Raw genomic sequence first — 15,807 nt, forward strand, 5'->3', positions numbered from 1 at the left:
GTAGCGGCGCCCTACTCGCCCTCAGGAGTGCGTACTAAAGTGGCGGTCGAAGCACTCGCGGGAGCCCGGCGCACCGGGCTGAGAGGGCGGCTGGCCGGCCGCCGACCGTACGAACCTGATCCGGGTCATGCCGGCGAAGGGAGGAGCGGAACACCGTGCAACGTCATGACGCGTCCCATCCGGCCGACGCGGTCGTCGTCGGCGGCGGGATCATCGGGTTGGTCACCGCCTGGAGGGCGGCCCTGCGCGGGCTGCGCACGGTGGTCGCCGATCCCGAGCCGGGCGGCGGCGCCGCCCAGGTGGCCGCCGGGATGCTGGCCCCCGTCACCGAGCTGCAGTACGGCGAGCAGGCCCTGCTCGACCTCAACCTCGCCGCGGTCCGCCGCTATCCGGCGTTCGCGGCGGAGCTGGAGGAGACCACGGGCCTGGACCTCGGCTACCGGGCGTGCGGCACGCTCGCCGTCGCCCTGGACGCCGACGACCGGGCGGAGCTGCGCGAACTGCACGACTTCCAGACCTCCTTGGGGCTGAGCGCGCAGTGGCTGAGCGGGCGGGAGTGCCGTCGCCTGGAGCCGATGCTCGCGCCCGGTGTGCGCGGCGGGCTGCGTGTCGACGGCGACCACCAGGTCGATCCGCGGCGGCTGGTGGCGGCGCTGCTGCGGGCCTGCGAACTGTCCGGGGTGGTGTTCCGCCGCGCGGCGGTGGCCGGGGTGGACGTCGCGGGCGACCGGGCGCGCGGGGTGGTGCTCGACGACGGAACGGTGCTGGCCGCCGGGCAGACCGTGCTGGCCGCCGGGAGCCGCAGCGGCCTGCTCGGCGGGCTGCCGGAACACCTGCTGCCGCCCGTGCGCCCGGTGAAGGGCCAGGTCCTGCGGCTGCGGGTGCCGGCGGCGTACGCGCCCTTCCTGTCCCGCACGGTGCGGGCCGTGGTGCGCGGCGCGCATGTCTACCTCGTGCCCCGGGAGAACGGCGAGCTGGTCGTCGGCGCCACCAGCGAGGAGATGGGCTGGGACACCACCGTGACGGCCGGCGGCGTGTACGAGCTGCTGCGCGACGCCCACGAGCTGGTGCCGGGCCTCACCGAACTGCCCCTGGTGGAGACCGTCGCGGGACTGCGCCCCGGCTCCCCCGACAACGCCCCGATGCTGGGCCGCACCGCACTGGACGGCCTGCTCGTCGCCACCGGCCACCACCGCAACGGCGTGCTCCTCACCCCGCTCACCGGCGATGTGATGGCCGAGGTGCTGACGGGCGGCGAACCGCCCGAGGTGGCCCGTCCCTTCTCCCCCGGCCGATTCACCCCTCAGGAGCAGTACGTATGACCGCGATGACCGTCTCCGTCAACGGCGAGCCGCACGAGGTGACGCCAGGACTCACGCTCGACCGGCTGGTCGCCGGTCTGACCACCGCCCCCTCCGGTGTCGCCGCCGCGCTCAACGAGACCGTGGTGCCGCGCGGGCAGTGGCCCGCCACGGCGCTGTCCGACGGCGACCGCGTCGAGGTCCTCACCGCTGTGCAGGGAGGCTGACCGCCGTGGCCGACGACCCGCTGACCATCGCCGGAACGACCTTCGGCTCCCGCCTGATCATGGGGACCGGGGGCGCGCCGAGCCTGGAGGTGCTGGAGCAGGCACTGCTGGCCTCCGGCACCGAGCTCACCACGGTCGCCATGCGGCGGCTCGACCCCACGGTCAAGGGCTCCGTGCTGTCGGTGCTGACCCGCCACGGCGTGCGCGTCCTGCCCAACACCGCCGGCTGCCGGACGGCGGGCGAGGCCGTCCTCACCGCCCGGCTGGCCCGGGAGGCCCTGGGCACGGACTGGGTGAAGCTGGAGGTGATCGCCGACGAGCGCACGCTGCTGCCCGATCCGGTGGAACTGCTGGACGCGGCCGAGACGCTGGTCGACGACGGCTTCACGGTGCTGCCGTACACCAATGACGACCCTGTGCTGGCCCGCCGCCTGGAGGACCTCGGCTGCGCGGCGGTCATGCCGCTGGGGTCGCCCATCGGCTCCGGCCTCGGCATCCGCAACCCGCACAACTTCGAGCTGATCGTGGAGCGGGCCTCCGTGCCGGTGATCCTCGACGCGGGGGCCGGCACGGCCTCCGACGCGGCGTTCGCGATGGAACTGGGGTGCGCCGCCGTCATGCTCGCCTCCGCGGTCACCCGGGCCCAGGAACCGGTGCTCATGGCCGAGGCGATGCGTCACGCCGTGGAGGCCGGCCGGCTCGCCCACCGCGCGGGCCGCATCCCGCGGCGACGGCACGCCCTGGCCTCCTCGCCGGCCGAGGGTGTCGCGGCCTTCGACCCGGAGCGGCCGGCCTTCGGCGCCTGAGGGACCGCGCCGCCGCGCCCCGCGCGCAGTGCGCCGCGTCACTACGTTGCCGCGTTAGCCCAAAGCGGCTATGGCGAACACCGTAAACTGCACCTTTGTGGATATGACCCTTCAAGACCCGCTGGTCGGGCGCACGCTCGACGGCCGCTACCGGGTGGAGTCCCGGATCGCGGTCGGCGGGATGGCGACGGTCTACCGAGCACTGGACACCCGTCTGGACCGTGTGCTCGCGCTGAAGGTGATGCACCCGGCGCTGGCGGCCGAGCACGGCTTCGTGGAGCGCTTCATCCGCGAGGCGAAGTCCGTGGCGCGGCTGGACCACGCCAATGTGGTGCAGATCTACGACCAGGGCGCCGACGGCAGCTATGTGTACCTGGCGATGGAGTACATCGCGGGCTGCACGCTCAGGGACCTGCTGCGCGACCGGGGCGCGCTGCCGCCGCGCGCGGCGCTGGACGTCCTGGAGCCCGTCCTCGCGGCCCTGGGCGCGGCGCACCGGGCGGGACTGGTGCACCGCGACATGAAGCCGGAGAACGTCCTCATCGGCGACGACGGCCGGGTGAAGGTGGCGGACTTCGGCCTGGTCAGGGCCGTGGGCGCGCACACCTCGACGACCTCGACCACCGGCGTCGTGCTGGGCACCGTGTCCTACATGGCCCCGGAGCAGATCGAGAGCGGCACGACCGATCCGCGCAGCGACGTGTACGCCTGCGGTGTGCTGCTCTACGAGATGCTCACCGGCGGCAAGCCCCGGGTGGGCGGCACACCGATGCAGGTGATCTACCAGCATCTGAACGAGGACATCCCGGCGCCCTCGGCGACCGTGCCGGGGCTGGCGCCGGCGCTGGACGCCCTGGTGGCGAACGCGGCGGCCCGCGAGCCGGCGCTGCGCCCGGCGGACGCGGTGGAGCTGCTGGCCCGGCTGCACACGACGCGCGCCGGCCTGACCCCCGCGCAGCTGGACGCCGTTCCGCCCACGGCGCACGCCCCCGCGGCTCCGGTGCCGGGCGCGGAAGAGGCGACGGCCGTGGTGCACCGCACGACGCGGCTGGAGATGCCGGCGGAGCCGACGCGGCGGCAGCCCGTCCCCGTCCCCGGCCCCGGGCACGCCGCCTCTGCCGGCGCTCCGAGGCTGCGGGCCCGGCCGGGCATGATCGCCGTGGTGGTCGTCCTGCTGCTCGTCGCGGGCATCGGCGCGGGCGTCTGGTACATCAACGACGGCCAGTTCACCAGAACGCCCGCGGTGCTGAACCTGGCGCGGGCCGACGCCGAGGCGCGGCTGCGGGCCGCCGGGCTCAAGGTGGAGGTCGTCGAGGCGTTCGACGCGGCCACCCCGAAGGGCAAGGTCAGCGGCACCGATCCGGGCCCGGGCACGCGCATCCGCGACGACGGCACGGTCACCGTCACCGTCTCCAAGGGCCCGCCGCAGGTGAAGGTTCCTGACGTGACCGGCGGGTCGCTGGCCCGGGCCCGGGAGGAGCTGGCGTCCGCCGGCCTGACGGCGGGCCGGGTGATCCGGGAGTTCAGCGACGACGTCCGGCAGGGCGACGTGATCTCCACCGACCCGGGCGCCGGGACGACCCGCAAGCCGGACTCCGCGGTGGCGCTCGTGGTCAGCAAGGGCGCGCCGGTGGACGTTCCCGATGTCGTCGGCGCGCCGCTGGAGGTCGCCCGCAGGGCGCTGCAGGAGGCGGGTCTGCGGGTGAAGGTCGCGCCGCAGCGGGTCTTCTCCGACCAGGCCGACGAGGGTGCGGTCGCCGCGCAGGGCACGCAGGCCGGGCAGCAGCTGGCGGCCGGCGACACGGTCACCCTGACCGTGTCCAAGGGGCAGCAGATGATCGAGGTCCCGGACGTCCAGGGCAAGGACGCCGACGAGGCCCGTCAGGAACTGAAGGCCGCCGGGTTCGACGTGCGCGTGATCCGCTTCTTCTTCACGGGTCAGGTCAGCAACCAGTCCCCGGCCGGGGGCAGCCAGGCACCGAAGGGGAGCACGATCACACTGTGGGTGAGCTGACCGACTCCCGTGCGGCCGCCGTCGTGCGCAATCCGGTCGGCGCGCATGTGCCGGTCGCCGGGGGCCTGGCCGCCACGGGCCTCGCGGCGGCCGCGCGGCTGGGCGCGGAGGCCGTGCAGGTCTTCGTCGCCAACCCGCGCGGCTGGGCCACTCCGGCGGGCGATCCCCGGCAGGACGAGCGGTTCCGCGAGCACTGCGCGGCGGAGGGGATCCCGGCCTACGTCCACGCCCCCTACCTGATCAACTTCGGTTCGCACACCGCGGCGACCGTCGACCACTCGGTGGTCTCACTGCGGCACTCGCTGCGCCGGGGCCGGGAGATCGGGGCGCTCGGCACGGTCGTGCACACCGGCTCCGCGACCGGTGGACGTCCCCGGGAGACGGCTCTGGCGCAGGTGCGGGAGCGGATGCTGCCGCTGCTGGACGAGCTGACGCACGAGGACGACCCGTGGCTGCTGCTGGAACCCACGGCGGGCCAGGGTTCCTCGCTGTGCGCGCTGGTGGAGGACCTGGGCCCGTACTTCGAGGCGCTCGACCGCCATCCGCGGCTCGGGGTCTGCCTGGACACCTGCCATGTGTTCGCGGCCGGGCACGACCTGGCGGCGGCCGGCGGGGTGAAGGCCGTGCTGGACGAACTGGTCGCCACGGTCGGTCCGGGCCGGCTGCGTCTGGTGCACGCCAATGACTCCAAGGACGTCGTCGGCGCGCACAAGGACCGTCACGAGAACATCGGCGCCGGACACATCGGCGCCCCGGCCTTCGCCGAGCTGTTCGGCCACCCCGCGGCCGCCGGTGTCCCCCTGGTCGTGGAGACCCCGGACGGCCCGGACAAGACGGGGATGGCCAGGGACGTGGCGACGCTCCAGGCGCTCCGCGGCGTGTGACGCCCGTTGGCGGGAATACCCCGTGGGGGTATCTTGTTGGGAGCGTGGAACCGAGCGGGGATCCCCGCCCACCGGACGCGCACACGAGGGAGATGCACGATGCAGCACCTCGAGCACGCACACGAGCCGCACGCCTCCTCCGCGCACCACCACCCCGCGGCGCCCTCGGGCTGGCCCGACGCCGCGCGCGCGACCCTGCACTGCCTGACCGGCTGTGCGATCGGCGAGATCCTCGGCATGGCCGTCGGCACCGCGCTCGGCTGGCACAACGTGCCGACCATGGTCCTGGCCATCGTGCTGGCCTTCGTCTTCGGCTACGCGCTCACGATGCGCAGGGTCCTGCGCGCGGGAGTGGACCTCCGCACCGCGCTGCGGGTGGCGCTGGCCGCCGACACCGTCTCGATCGTCTTCATGGAGCTCGCCGACAACGGGACGATCGCGGTCTTCCCGGGCGCCATGGACGCGACGCTCGCGGACGCGCTCTTCTGGATCAGCCTAGCGCTGTCCTTCGTGGTGGCGTTCCTGGTCACCACGCCCGTCAACAAGTGGCTGCTCGGCCGCGGCAAGGGTCACGCGGTCGTCCACCGGTACCACTGAGCACCGGGACGGGGAGCTAGAGCTCCGGCCCTTCCCCGGGCTCCTCCTGGTACGAGTAGCGCTGCTCGGACCAGGGGTCGCCGACGTTGTGGTAGCCGCGCTCCTCCCAGAAGCCGCGGCGGTCGGCGGTCATGTACTCCACGCCCCTGACCCACTTGGGGCCCTTCCAGGCGTAGAGGTGGGGCACGACCAGCCGGGCCGGGAAACCGTGCTCGGCGGTCAGCGGCTCGCCGCCGCGGTGGGTCGCGAATATGGACGTGCCGGCGGCGAAGTCCGACAGCCGCAGGTTGGAGCTGAAGCCGTACTCGGCCCACACCATCACATGCGTGACCTCGGGTGCGGGCGGCGCGAGCCGGAGCAGCTCGGCGGCAGCGACCCCGCCCCACTCGACGCCGAGCATGCTGAACTTGGTGACGCAGTGGAAATCGGCCATGACCGTCGCGTACGGCAGCGCCGAGAACTCCTCGTGGTCCCAGGCGTGCTTGGCGCCGTCGGCCGTCGCGCCGAAGACCTGGAAGTCCCAGCGGTCGGGCTTGAACCTCGGCACCGGACCGTAGTGGGTGACCGGCCAGCCCCGCTGGAGCCGCTGCCCCGGAGGAAGCACTCCCTCGTGGCGTTCGGACGGACCCATGCGTCCATGGTGACAGACCGGATGCCGTGCTACCGACCACCTGTGGGGCATATCGCTTCTTTACGGATGAATCGGTCGACCGGGGTAAGTGTGGACTTACTGGATCGGCCCCGCCCGGCGGTGCGAGGATGCGCGCGTCGTGTCGTTTTCTCCGGAAAGGACGGGTTTGCCATGCAGGGCGACCCCGAGGTCATCGAGTTCCTGAACGAGCAGCTGACGGGCGAGCTCACCGCCATCAACCAGTACTTCCTGCACGCCAAGATGCAGGAGAACTTCGGCTGGACGAAGCTCGCCAAGTACACGCGGCACGAGTCCTTCGACGAGATGAAGCACGCCGAGGTACTGACCGACCGCATCCTGTTCCTGGAAGGCCTGCCCAACTACCAGCGGCTCTTCCATGTGCGGGTGGGACAGACCGTGACGGAGATGTTCCAGGCCGACCGCCAGGTCGAGGTGGAGGCGATCGACCGGCTCCGGCGCGGCATCGAGGTCATGCGGGCCAAGGGGGACATCACCTCGGCCAACATCTTCGAGGACATCCTCGCGGACGAGGAGCACCACATCGACTACCTCGACACGCAACTCGAACTCGTCGAGAAGCTCGGGGAGCCGCTGTACATCGCCCAGCTCATCGAGCAGCCGGACAGCTGAGCCGTCCGGTCAGGCGGCGCTCGCCGCGGCCGGCAGCGGCGCGGGCACCGCGGGCACGGGCGGCGCGACCGGCAGGGGGGTGGGGCGCGGCGCCGGCGTGGAGCTCCCGACGGCGGGCACGCCGCGGCCCGCCCAGCTCTCGCCGCGGCCGAGAAGCGCCTGGATACGGCGTACACAGGAGCCGCAGTCGGTGCCCGCCTTGCAGGCGGAGGCTATCTGCCGCGGGGTGCAGCGCCCGGCGTCCGCATGCTGCTTGACCTGCTCTTCTGTGATGCCGAAGCATGAGCAGACGTACACGCGCTCTCACCCCCGTTTCTCGGTTCCGGCTCAGGTTAACCTAACCTTACCCGGCCATCGAGTGGCTGAAAACCGTCGAAGGGGCGCGGATCGATGTGATCCGCGCCCCTTCGTGTGTCAGCCCACGGGCGGTGTCAGCGGGTCACTGCCCGCGGTACATCTCGGCCACCAGGAAGGCCAGGTCGAGCGACTGGCTGCGGTTGAGCCGCGGGTCGCAGGCCGTCTCGTAGCGCTGGTGCAGGTCGTCGACGAAGATCTCGTCGCCGCCGCCGACGCACTCGGTGACGTCCTCGCCGGTCAGCTCGACATGGATGCCGCCGGGGTGGGTGCCGAGGGCGTGGTGGACCTCGAAGAAGCCCTTGACCTCGTCCAGGACGTCGTCGAAGCGGCGGGTCTTGTGGCCGGAGGCCGCCTCGAAGGTGTTGCCGTGCATCGGGTCGCACACCCACGCCACCTGGGCGCCGGAGGCGGTGACCTTCTCCACCAGGTTCGGCAGCAGGTCGCGCACCTTGCCCGCGCCCATGCGCGTGATGAACGTCAGCCGGCCCGGCTCGCGGTCCGGGTCGAGCCGGTCGATCAGCGCCAGCGCCTCCTCGGGCGTGGTCGTCGGGCCGAGCTTCACACCGAGCGGGTTGCGGATCCGGGACGCGAACTCGATGTGCGCGTGGTCCATCTGCCGGGTGCGCTCGCCGACCCACACCATGTGGGCGGAGACGTCGTACAACTGGCCGGTCCGCGAGTCGACGCGGGTCAGCGCGCTCTCGTAGTCGAGCAGCAGCGCCTCGTGGGAGGAGTAGAACTCGACGGTCTTGAACTCCTCCGGGTCCGCGCCGCAGGCGTGCATGAAGTTCAGCGCGCGGTCGATCTCCCGGGCCAGGGCCTCGTAACGCTGCCCGGACGGCGAGGACTTGACGAAGTCCTGGTTCCAGGCGTGCACCTGGCGCAGGTCGGCGTAGCCGCCGGTGGTGAAGGCGCGCACCAGGTTCAAGGTGGCGGAGGACGCGTGGTACATCCGCTTCAGCCGGTCCGGGTCCGGCACGCGGGAGGCCTCGGTGAAGTCGAAGCCGTTGACCGAGTCGCCGCGGTACGTCGGCAGGGTCACCCCGTCGCGGGTCTCGGTCGGCTTGGAGCGCGGCTTGCTGTACTGGCCGGCGATCCGGCCCACCTTCACCACCGGTACGGAGGCGGCGTAGGTGAGGACCGCGCCCATCTGGAGCAGCGTCTTGAGCTTGCTGCGGATCTGGTCGGCGCCGATGTGGTCGAAGGCCTCGGCGCAGTCGCCGCCCTGGAGCAGGAACGCCTCACCGCGGGCCACGGCCCCCATGCGGTCGCGCAGCTGGTCGCACTCGCCGGCGAAGACGAGAGGGGGATAGGACTCGAGTTCCGCGATCACTCGGCTCAGCGCCTCGGTGTCGGGGTACTCGGGCTGCTGGGCCGCGGGCAGAGAGCGCCAGGTGTTGCGCCCGGCGAGGGAATCAGCGTTCACGGTCACGCACCCCACATTACGTGGTTGTGTCCGGTGCTCGGCGCACCCGACCAGTGAATGAGACGGCGATTCCACATCGCGTACGGCCTCAGGAACCGGCCGCGCCGGCCCGGCCGCTGAGGACGAGCGCCCAGGCGAGGCAGCCCAGGGCGCCGGTGCACAGCAGGGTGCGCAGCAGGTTCCAGCGCACCCAGGCCGCTTCGAAGCGCGCGCGGAGGGCGGCAGGATCGGCGGCGGCACCGGGCGGGCCCGCGGCGTCCAGCCGGTCGTTGAGCGGGATGCTGACGGCGAAGGTGACGACGAGCACGAGCAGGTAGCAGACCGTGCCCGCGACCACCCAGGGCAGGACCGTGCGGGCGCCGTCGCGGACGCAGAGCACCGCGCCCGCGGCACCGAGCAGCAGGGCGCCCGCGAAGACCAGCAGGAACCAGCCGTTCTGAATGGCCGCGTTGATCCGCTGCATGGCTTCGACCATGGTCCGGTCGCCGGTCCGGGCGAGGCCGGGCATGACGGCGGCGGAGAAGGCGAAGAAGAGGCCGGCCATCAGGCCGGTGGCGACCGCGGCCGCCGCGAGGACTGCGTCTCGGGAAGTCATGGCACCAGTGAAGAACCGACACGGTGAGACGCGACATGGCCGGAAGGCTCGTTCCCATACGCGAGCGTCCACGGGGGCGCCGCGAAAAGCCCCGCGAAAAACCGGGTGCGCCGGGGCGGCCGCTCCCGATAGCGTGCCGCACATGGGTTGGCACTGGATTCGGACGCGCCGGGCATAGCCGCGGCGCACACCGCCGCGGCATCGGGTCCCCCGTCGGAGCCATTCCACATGTCGCGGAGTACACACCCATGTCTGACCACCAGTCCCTGGTGGGCGGCCGGCACGAGCTCGGCCAGAACTTCCTCACCGACCGCACGGTCCTCGCCTCCATCGAGGCCCTCGTCGCCCGCACCAGCGGCCCCATCGTCGAGATCGGGCCCGGCGACGGCGCGCTGACCGTCCCCCTCAGCCGGACCGGCCGCCCCCTGACGGCCGTCGAGATCGACCCCCGGCGCGCACGGCGCCTGGCCCGGCGGCTGCCGCCGGGCGTACGGGTCGTCAACGCCGACGTCCTGCGGTACCGCCTGCCGCGCGAACCGCATGTCGTCGTCGGCAACCTCCCGTTCCACCTCACCACCCCGATCATGCGGCGGCTGCTGTCCGCCGGCGGCTGGGAGTCCGCCGTCCTGCTCGTCCAGTGGGAGGTCGCCCGCCGCCGCGCGGGCGTCGGCGGGGCCAGCATGCTGACCGCATCCTGGTGGCCCTGGTACGACTTCGTCCTGCACTCCCGGGTGCCCGCGCGGGCCTTCCGCCCGGTGCCGTCCGTCGACGGCGGCCTGCTGACCGTCGCCCGGCGCACGGAGCCGCTCGTCCCCCCGGGCGAGCGGCGCCCCTACCAGGCGTTCGTCCGGCGGGTCTTCACCGGGCCGGGGCGCGGCGTGCGCGAAGTCCTCGCGCGCACCGGCCACTTCGACCGCCGGGAGCTGCACGCGTGGCTGCGCGCCGAGCGCCCGGCGCCGGCCGCGCTGCCCAAGGACCTCACGGCACGGCAGTGGGCGTCGCTGTGGGCCCTCGCCTCGTCGGGTGCCGGGCGGAGGTGAGCGGGGTGCGCGGGGGCGGAATGCGTTATCGTGCAGAACATGTACGCACAGCAGACGCACCTGCAGTGGTGGTGGACCGCGGATCCGGCGGCCCACTAGCGACGCGTACTCCTTGACCGACGCGAAGGCCGCCCGAAGGGCGGCCTTCGGTGTCTGTGCGGCCGTCCCTTCCCTGGTGGTCCCCCTTGACGGATGACCGGACGATCGGAAGGACCCCCCGTGGACGACGAGAAGAACCCGCTTTCCGCAGCAGCGCTCGTGGAACGGCTGCTGGACCCGGCCTGCCCGCCGTTCGCGCTGATCCGGCGCAGGACGCCGGGGCGCGACACGGACACGGTCGAGGTGCTGCTCGGCCCGGTCTCCACGGCGGAGCGGCTGACGGACATCGCCCTGCCGAAGGGGGCGCCGGAGGGCGGCCGGCCGGTCGCCGACGCGCTGGCGCTGGTGCCGTACCGGCAGATCAGGGAGCGCGGGTTCGAGGCGCGGGACGACGGGACGCCGCTGGTGGTCCTGCACCCGCGGGAGGCGTACGAGATCCCGCTGCCGGAGCTGGAGCGGGCGCTGCCCGCCCACCAGGTGCACGTGGAGCACGGCGGCTTCGACGTGGACGACGACGCCTACGCCGGGATCGTGGAGCAGGTGATCGAGGACGAGATCGGCCGCGGCGAGGGCGCCAACTTCGTGATCCGCCGGACCTTCCGCGGACGGATCCCCGGCTTCTCCGCGGCGGACGCGCTCGCACTGTTCCGGCGGCTGCTGGACGGCGAGCGCGGCGCCTACTGGACGTTCGTGGTGCGCACGCCGGAGCGGACCCTCGCCGGGGCGAGCCCCGAGGTGCACGTCCGGATGGCGGGCGGCACGGTCGTGATGAACCCGATCAGCGGCACCTACCGCTACCCGCCGCAGGGGCCCGACATGGACGGGCTGCTCTCCTTCCTGCGGGACGTGAAGGAGGTGGAGGAGCTGACCATGGTGGTCGACGAGGAACTGAAGATGATGTGCACCGTCGGCGACCTCGGCGGCGTCGTGGTCGGCCCGCGGCTGAAGGAGATGGCGCACCTGGCGCACACCGAGTACGAGCTGCGCGGCCGCAGCACCATGGACGTCCGCGACGTGCTGCGCGAGACGATGTTCGCCGCGACGGTCACCGGTTCGCCGGTGCAGAACGCCTGCCGGGTCATCGAGCGGTACGAGCCCGGGGGCCGCGGCTACTACGCGGGCGCGCTGGCGCTGATCGGCCGGGACGGCGGCGGCGTCCAGACCCTGGACTCCCCCATCCTGATCCGCACCGCGGACATCGACGCCGCGGGCGGACTGGGCGTGCCGGTGGGGGCGACGCTGGTGCGCCGCTCGGACCCGTACGGCGAGGTCGCCGAGACGCACGCCAAGGCGGCGGGCGTCCTGGCCGCCCTGGGGGTCCGGCCGGGCGCCGCGCGCGAGCCGGGCGGGCCGCGGCGCCGGCTCGGCGACGACACGCGGGTGCAGGCCGCGCTGGCGGGACGCCGCCGCAACCTCGCGCCGTTCTGGCTGCGGATGCAGGCCCCCGCCGGCGAGGGGGAACGGCCGGGCCCGCTCGCCGGACGGCATGCCTTCGTGGTCGACGGCGAGGACACCTTCACCGCGATGCTGGCGCACGTCCTGCGCTCGTCCGGGCTGGAGGTGACCGTGCGCCGCTACGACGCGCCGGGCCTGCGCGAGGCCGTGCGCGCGCACCGCGGCCCGGTCGTGCTCGGCCCGGGGCCGGGGAACCCGGCGGACACCAGGGACCCCAAGATGGCGTTCCTGCGCGCGCTCGCCGCGGAGCTGGTGCGGGACCACCGGCACGGGCTGCTGGGCGTGTGCCTCGGCCAGGAGCTGATCGCCGCGGAGCTGGGCCTCGACATCGTGCGCAAGGACGTCCCGTTCCAGGGCGCGCAGACGACGGTCGACCTGTTCGGGCGCGCGGAGACGGTCGGCTTCTACAACTCCTTCACCGCGCGCTGCGACGGCCGGACGGCGGAGGAACTGGCGATGCACCGTGTCGAGCTGAGCCGCGACCCGGCCACGGGCGACGTGCACGCGATGCGCGGGCCGGGTTTCGCCGGGGTGCAGTTCCACCCCGAGTCCGTGCTCACCCTGAACGGCACGGCCATCGTGACGGAGCTCCTGGCGTCGCTGGTGGTCACCGGCTGAGGTTCGCCCGGCCCGGGCGAATGGACGGGGTGGGCGGGGACGTCGAACGGCGCGTGGAGTCCGCGCACGCCCGTCCCGTCCCGCACGGACGGCCCCATGAGGTTCGGGGTGCTCCTCGCGGCGGCTCCGCTGTTCCTGCTGGCCCTCATCGCTCGGGCCGAGTCGAGTCCTTGTTCTGGGCGGCAATGCAACCGCACCAGATGGACTGCGCGGAGACCGAGTCGTTCCTCGGCGGCGCGATACCAAGCGAGGCCACGGACATCAGCTGCCTGGGCTGCTCGGTCGACTTCCGGCTGCCGCACGACCGGGCCGGGGCACTGACCGCCGCGTATCCCCGGCTCAAGGAAGCGGACCCCTCCACCTGCGTCGCCGACCTCTGCCCGGAGGGCGGTGCCGACGGCACCGCGGACGTGCACATCGACGCCTACAACGTGTGAGGGCCGTCAGACGGCGGCCGCGGGCAGCTGCCGCGTCCGGGGCGCGGCGGCGCGGGACCGCCGGGGGCGCACGGGGGCGACGGGCTCGGGGGCCGACGCCAGGGCGGCGCCGACCAGGCCGAGGACGGCGGCCAGCATCTCGGGGCCGTCGGCGGTCCCGTCGACCACCAGGTCGGCCCGGGCCCGGGAGGGCGCCACATGGGCGGCGTGCCGCTCCCGGCCGGTCTGCAGGTAGTTCCGCAGCGACAGCAGCGGGTCCTGCCGCTGGACCTCGATCTTCCGCAGGATCTTGCGCGCCAGGCGGACGTCGTCGGGGGCGTCCACGTACACCCGCCAGGCCGCCCGTGACAGGACGGCCGGGAGGGTGAGCGCGAACAGCCCCTCGACGACGACCAGGCGCACCCCGGGCAGCAGCCGGGCCGCGTCGATGGCCTCACCGACGGCGGTCTCGTCGATGGAGCCCGGGTGGTTCCAGTCCAGGACCTCGTGCCCGCCGGCGCTGACCGTCCACACGCCCCTCAGCGGGTCGTGCGCGGGCACGTAGTGGTCGTCCAGGTGGATCAGTGCGATGGTCTCGGGACAGGTCAGCGACAGGGCTTCGGCCAGCGTGGACTTGCCGGATGCGGTGCCGCCTGCGACCGCCAGTACACCCGTCATGCCGGGCGCTCCTCATGTGCTCAAGGGGGAAAAACGAAGCGGCCGGACAAGCCGGGTGGAGGGAATGTACGGCCGCGTGTTCGCCCATGGCAAGCGGGGAAAGCCCAGGGGACGACGGGGAAACGAGCTGTTTACCCGAAGAAGACGCCGGCCTCGGCGTACAGCTTCGGGTCGACCGTCTTGAGCTGCCTGGTGGCGTCCGCCAGCGGGACCCGGACGATGTCCGTGCCGCGCAGGGCGACCATCTTCCCGAAGTCCCGGTCGCGGACCGCGTCGATGGCGTGCAGGCCGAAGCGGGTGGCCAGCCAGCGGTCGAAGGCACTGGGGGTGCCGCCGCGCTGGACGTGGCCGAGCACCGTGGTGCGGGCCTCCTTGCCGGTGCGGCTCTCGATCTCCTTGGCCAGCCACTCGCCGACGCCGGACAGGCGGACGTGGCCGAAGGAGTCGAGGCTGCCGTCCTTCAGCACCACGTCGCCGTCCTTGGGCATCGCCCCTTCGGCGATCACCACGATCGGCGCGTAGCGGATCTTGAAACGGCTCTCCACCCAGGCGCAGACCTGGTCCACGTCGAAGCGCTGCTCGGGCACCAGGATGACGTTGGCGCCGCCGGCCAGGCCCGAGTGCAGGGCGATCCAGCCCGCGTGCCGGCCCATGACCTCGACCACCAGGACGCGCATGTGCGACTCGGCGGTGGTGTGGAGGCGGTCGATGGCCTCGGTGGCGATGTTGACCGCCGTGTCGAAGCCGAAGGTGTAGTCGGTGGCGGCGAGGTCGTTGTCGATGGTCTTCGGTACGCCGACGCAGGGGACCCCGTACTCGTCCGACAGGGCGGTCGCCACGCCGAGCGTGTCCTCGCCGCCGATCGCGACGAGCGCGTCCACCTCGTACTTGGCGAGGTTCTCCTTGACCCGGCGCACGCCGTTCTCCGTCTTGAGCGGATTCGTGCGCGAGGAACCGAGGATCGTACCGCCGCGCGGCAGGATCCCGCGGACGGCCGGGATGTCGAGGGGCACGGTGTCCCCTTCCAGCGGCCCGCGCCAGCCGTCCCTGAAGCCGACGAAGTCGTATGCGTACTCCTGGACACCCTTGCGCACGACGGCACGGATGACCGCGTTGAGCCCGGGGCAGTCACCGCCGCCGGTCAGGACGCCAACTCGCATGATCCTTCCCCTTCCCGTTCGCACCATTTGCCTGCGCCGAAGACGCTAGCGTGACCGGTGTCACATACGGGATGGGCCGTTCGGTGAAATCCCTTGGCGCGCGGGCAGGTTGGAAGGCCGGATTCACTCGTCCGAGTGCGGCAGGCGGAGCAGTGCCGTGAGGGCGCCGGCGGGGTTACTCCTCGTCGAGTCCGCGCTCGATGGCGTAGCGGACCAGTTCGACGCGGTTGTGCAACTGGAGCTTGCCCAGGGTGTTCTGCACATGGTTCTGCACGGTGCGGTGCGAGATGACGAGCCGTTCGGCGATCTGCTTGTAGCTCAGTCCCTTGGCCACCAGGCGCAGTACCTCCGTCTCGCGGTCGGTGAGCCGCGGCGCCTCGGGCCGGTCGGCCGCCACGGGCGCGGGGTCCGAGGCCAGGCGCCGGTACTCGCCGAGGACGAGGCCGGCCAGGCCGGGGGTGAAGACGGGGTCGCCGACGGCGGTGCGGCTGACGGCACCGAGCAGTTCGTCACGGCCGGCCGACTTCAGCAGATAACCGGTGGCACCGGACTTCACGGCCTCCAGGACGTCCTCGTGCTCCCCGCTCGCCGACAGCACCAGCACCCGCAGGGCCGGGTTGTCGGCGATGACGTCCTTGCAGACCTGGACGCCGGACAGCCCCGGCAGATTGAGGTCGAGGACCAGCACCTCGGGCAGCGCGGCCTTGGCTCGGCGCACCGCCTCCGGGCCGTCGCCCGCCGTCGCCACCACGACGTATCCCGCCTCGGTGAGGTCGCGCGCGACCGCGTCCCGCCACATGGGGTGGTCGTCCACCACCATCACCTTTACGGCCATGACCCCAATCTCCTCCC

Annotated in this window: 17 protein-coding genes and 1 riboswitch; of the genes, 10 read left to right on the top strand and 7 right to left on the bottom strand. The window is 72.8% G+C overall.

The window, feature by feature from the left end; all coding sequences use genetic code 11:
- Positions 1–47 precede the first annotated feature (47 nt).
- Positions 48–160: riboswitch (TPP riboswitch) on the top strand.
- From thiO to ABZ883_RS29470, 6 genes are all read left to right on the top strand, one after another.
- Positions 156–1,322, top strand: a complete 1,167-nt coding sequence (thiO, locus tag ABZ883_RS29445) for a glycine oxidase ThiO (protein ID WP_360911361.1) — start codon at positions 156–158, stop codon at positions 1,320–1,322. It overlaps the preceding riboswitch by 5 nt.
- A gap of 5 nt (positions 1,323–1,327) precedes the next feature.
- Positions 1,328–1,528: a sulfur carrier protein ThiS gene (gene thiS / locus ABZ883_RS29450; RefSeq protein WP_360911608.1), complete on the top strand. Its 201-nt coding sequence runs from the start codon at positions 1,328–1,330 to the stop codon at positions 1,526–1,528.
- A gap of 5 nt (positions 1,529–1,533) precedes the next feature.
- On the top strand, positions 1,534–2,334 hold the full coding sequence (locus ABZ883_RS29455) for a thiazole synthase (RefSeq protein WP_360911363.1): 801 nt from the start codon (positions 1,534–1,536) through the stop codon (positions 2,332–2,334).
- Between the two features lie 103 nt (positions 2,335–2,437).
- The gene (pknB, locus tag ABZ883_RS29460) at positions 2,438–4,348 is read left to right on the top strand and encodes a Stk1 family PASTA domain-containing Ser/Thr kinase (RefSeq protein WP_360911365.1); all 1,911 of its coding nucleotides are present in this window, start codon (positions 2,438–2,440) and stop codon (positions 4,346–4,348) included.
- A gap of 23 nt (positions 4,349–4,371) precedes the next feature.
- Positions 4,372–5,232, top strand: a complete 861-nt coding sequence (locus tag ABZ883_RS29465) for a deoxyribonuclease IV (protein WP_360911610.1) — start codon at positions 4,372–4,374, stop codon at positions 5,230–5,232.
- Positions 5,233–5,331: 99 nt separating this feature from the next.
- A complete protein-coding gene (locus ABZ883_RS29470; RefSeq protein ID WP_360911367.1) occupies positions 5,332–5,829 on the top strand; it encodes a DUF4396 domain-containing protein in 498 nt (165 codons plus the stop codon).
- Between the two features lie 16 nt (positions 5,830–5,845).
- On the opposite strand, the gene ABZ883_RS29475 is transcribed toward ABZ883_RS29470, so the two are convergent.
- Positions 5,846–6,460: a sulfite oxidase-like oxidoreductase gene (locus ABZ883_RS29475; protein WP_360911369.1), complete on the bottom strand. Its 615-nt coding sequence runs from the start codon at positions 6,458–6,460 to the stop codon at positions 5,846–5,848.
- A 171-nt stretch (positions 6,461–6,631) separates the two neighbouring features.
- Here ABZ883_RS29475 and bfr point away from each other — a divergent pair, with 171 nt between their 5' ends.
- On the top strand, positions 6,632–7,111 hold the full coding sequence (bfr, locus tag ABZ883_RS29480; RefSeq protein ID WP_360911372.1) for a bacterioferritin: 480 nt from the start codon (positions 6,632–6,634) through the stop codon (positions 7,109–7,111).
- A gap of 9 nt (positions 7,112–7,120) precedes the next feature.
- Here the strand turns inward: bfr and ABZ883_RS29485 are convergent, their stop codons facing one another.
- The 3 genes from ABZ883_RS29485 to ABZ883_RS29495 all read right to left on the bottom strand — a co-directional run bounded on the left by ABZ883_RS29485 (position 7,121) and on the right by ABZ883_RS29495 (position 9,489).
- Positions 7,121–7,408, bottom strand: coding sequence for a (2Fe-2S)-binding protein (locus ABZ883_RS29485; protein ID WP_360911374.1), 288 nt, complete (start codon positions 7,406–7,408; stop codon positions 7,121–7,123).
- 142 nt (positions 7,409–7,550) lie between these two features.
- The gene (locus ABZ883_RS29490; protein WP_360911376.1) at positions 7,551–8,900 is read right to left on the bottom strand and encodes a class II 3-deoxy-7-phosphoheptulonate synthase; all 1,350 of its coding nucleotides are present in this window, start codon (positions 8,898–8,900) and stop codon (positions 7,551–7,553) included.
- A gap of 82 nt (positions 8,901–8,982) precedes the next feature.
- Positions 8,983–9,489 carry an anthrone oxygenase family protein gene (locus ABZ883_RS29495; protein WP_360911377.1) on the bottom strand — a complete coding sequence of 169 codons (507 nt, stop codon included), beginning with the start codon at positions 9,487–9,489 and terminating at the stop codon, positions 8,983–8,985.
- A gap of 248 nt (positions 9,490–9,737) precedes the next feature.
- Here ABZ883_RS29495 and erm point away from each other — a divergent pair, with 248 nt between their 5' ends.
- The 3 genes from erm (at position 9,738) to ABZ883_RS29510 (ending at position 13,138) form a co-directional block, all read left to right on the top strand.
- Entirely contained in the window at positions 9,738–10,529 is a 792-nt protein-coding gene (erm, locus tag ABZ883_RS29500; RefSeq protein WP_360911379.1) for a 23S ribosomal RNA methyltransferase Erm, read from the top strand.
- A gap of 219 nt (positions 10,530–10,748) precedes the next feature.
- The gene (locus tag ABZ883_RS29505; protein WP_360911381.1) at positions 10,749–12,701 is read left to right on the top strand and encodes an anthranilate synthase family protein; all 1,953 of its coding nucleotides are present in this window, start codon (positions 10,749–10,751) and stop codon (positions 12,699–12,701) included.
- Between the two features lie 185 nt (positions 12,702–12,886).
- Entirely contained in the window at positions 12,887–13,138 is a 252-nt protein-coding gene (locus tag ABZ883_RS29510) for a hypothetical protein (RefSeq protein WP_360911383.1), read from the top strand.
- A gap of 6 nt (positions 13,139–13,144) precedes the next feature.
- On the opposite strand, the gene ABZ883_RS29515 is transcribed toward ABZ883_RS29510, so the two are convergent.
- From ABZ883_RS29515 to ABZ883_RS29525, 3 genes are all read right to left on the bottom strand, one after another.
- Positions 13,145–13,795, bottom strand: coding sequence for a hypothetical protein (locus ABZ883_RS29515; RefSeq protein WP_360911385.1), 651 nt, complete (start codon positions 13,793–13,795; stop codon positions 13,145–13,147).
- Between the two features lie 131 nt (positions 13,796–13,926).
- Positions 13,927–14,955 (bottom strand): 6-phosphofructokinase, encoded by a 1,029-nt coding sequence (locus ABZ883_RS29520; RefSeq protein WP_360911387.1) that lies wholly within the window; start codon positions 14,953–14,955, stop codon positions 13,927–13,929.
- Between the two features lie 175 nt (positions 14,956–15,130).
- Positions 15,131–15,790: a response regulator transcription factor gene (locus ABZ883_RS29525; RefSeq protein WP_360911389.1), complete on the bottom strand. Its 660-nt coding sequence runs from the start codon at positions 15,788–15,790 to the stop codon at positions 15,131–15,133.
- Between the last annotated feature and the right edge of the window lie 17 nt (positions 15,791–15,807).

It is taken from the genome of Streptomyces sp. NPDC046977, assembly GCF_040644455.1.
In the GTDB taxonomy this organism is placed as follows: domain Bacteria; phylum Actinomycetota; class Actinomycetes; order Streptomycetales; family Streptomycetaceae; genus Actinacidiphila.

Excerpts from the sequence above, each read along its gene's own strand:
- thiS (WP_360911608.1), top strand. The coding sequence starts at position 1,328 with ATGACCGTCTCCGTCAACGGCGAGCCGCACGAGGTGACGCCAGGACTC.
- pknB (WP_360911365.1), top strand. The coding sequence starts at position 2,438 with ATGACCCTTCAAGACCCGCTGGTCGGGCGCACGCTCGACGGCCGCTAC.
- ABZ883_RS29470 (WP_360911367.1), top strand. The coding sequence starts at position 5,332 with ATGCAGCACCTCGAGCACGCACACGAGCCGCACGCCTCCTCCGCGCAC.
- ABZ883_RS29475 (WP_360911369.1), bottom strand. The coding sequence starts at position 6,460 with ATGGGTCCGTCCGAACGCCACGAGGGAGTGCTTCCTCCGGGGCAGCGG.
- bfr (WP_360911372.1), top strand. The coding sequence starts at position 6,632 with ATGCAGGGCGACCCCGAGGTCATCGAGTTCCTGAACGAGCAGCTGACG.
- ABZ883_RS29495 (WP_360911377.1), bottom strand. The coding sequence starts at position 9,489 with ATGACTTCCCGAGACGCAGTCCTCGCGGCGGCCGCGGTCGCCACCGGC.
- erm (WP_360911379.1), top strand. The coding sequence starts at position 9,738 with ATGTCTGACCACCAGTCCCTGGTGGGCGGCCGGCACGAGCTCGGCCAG.
- ABZ883_RS29510 (WP_360911383.1), top strand. The coding sequence starts at position 12,887 with ATGCAACCGCACCAGATGGACTGCGCGGAGACCGAGTCGTTCCTCGGC.
- ABZ883_RS29515 (WP_360911385.1), bottom strand. The coding sequence starts at position 13,795 with ATGACGGGTGTACTGGCGGTCGCAGGCGGCACCGCATCCGGCAAGTCC.
- ABZ883_RS29520 (WP_360911387.1), bottom strand. The coding sequence starts at position 14,955 with ATGCGAGTTGGCGTCCTGACCGGCGGCGGTGACTGCCCCGGGCTCAAC.
- ABZ883_RS29525 (WP_360911389.1), bottom strand. The coding sequence starts at position 15,790 with ATGGCCGTAAAGGTGATGGTGGTGGACGACCACCCCATGTGGCGGGAC.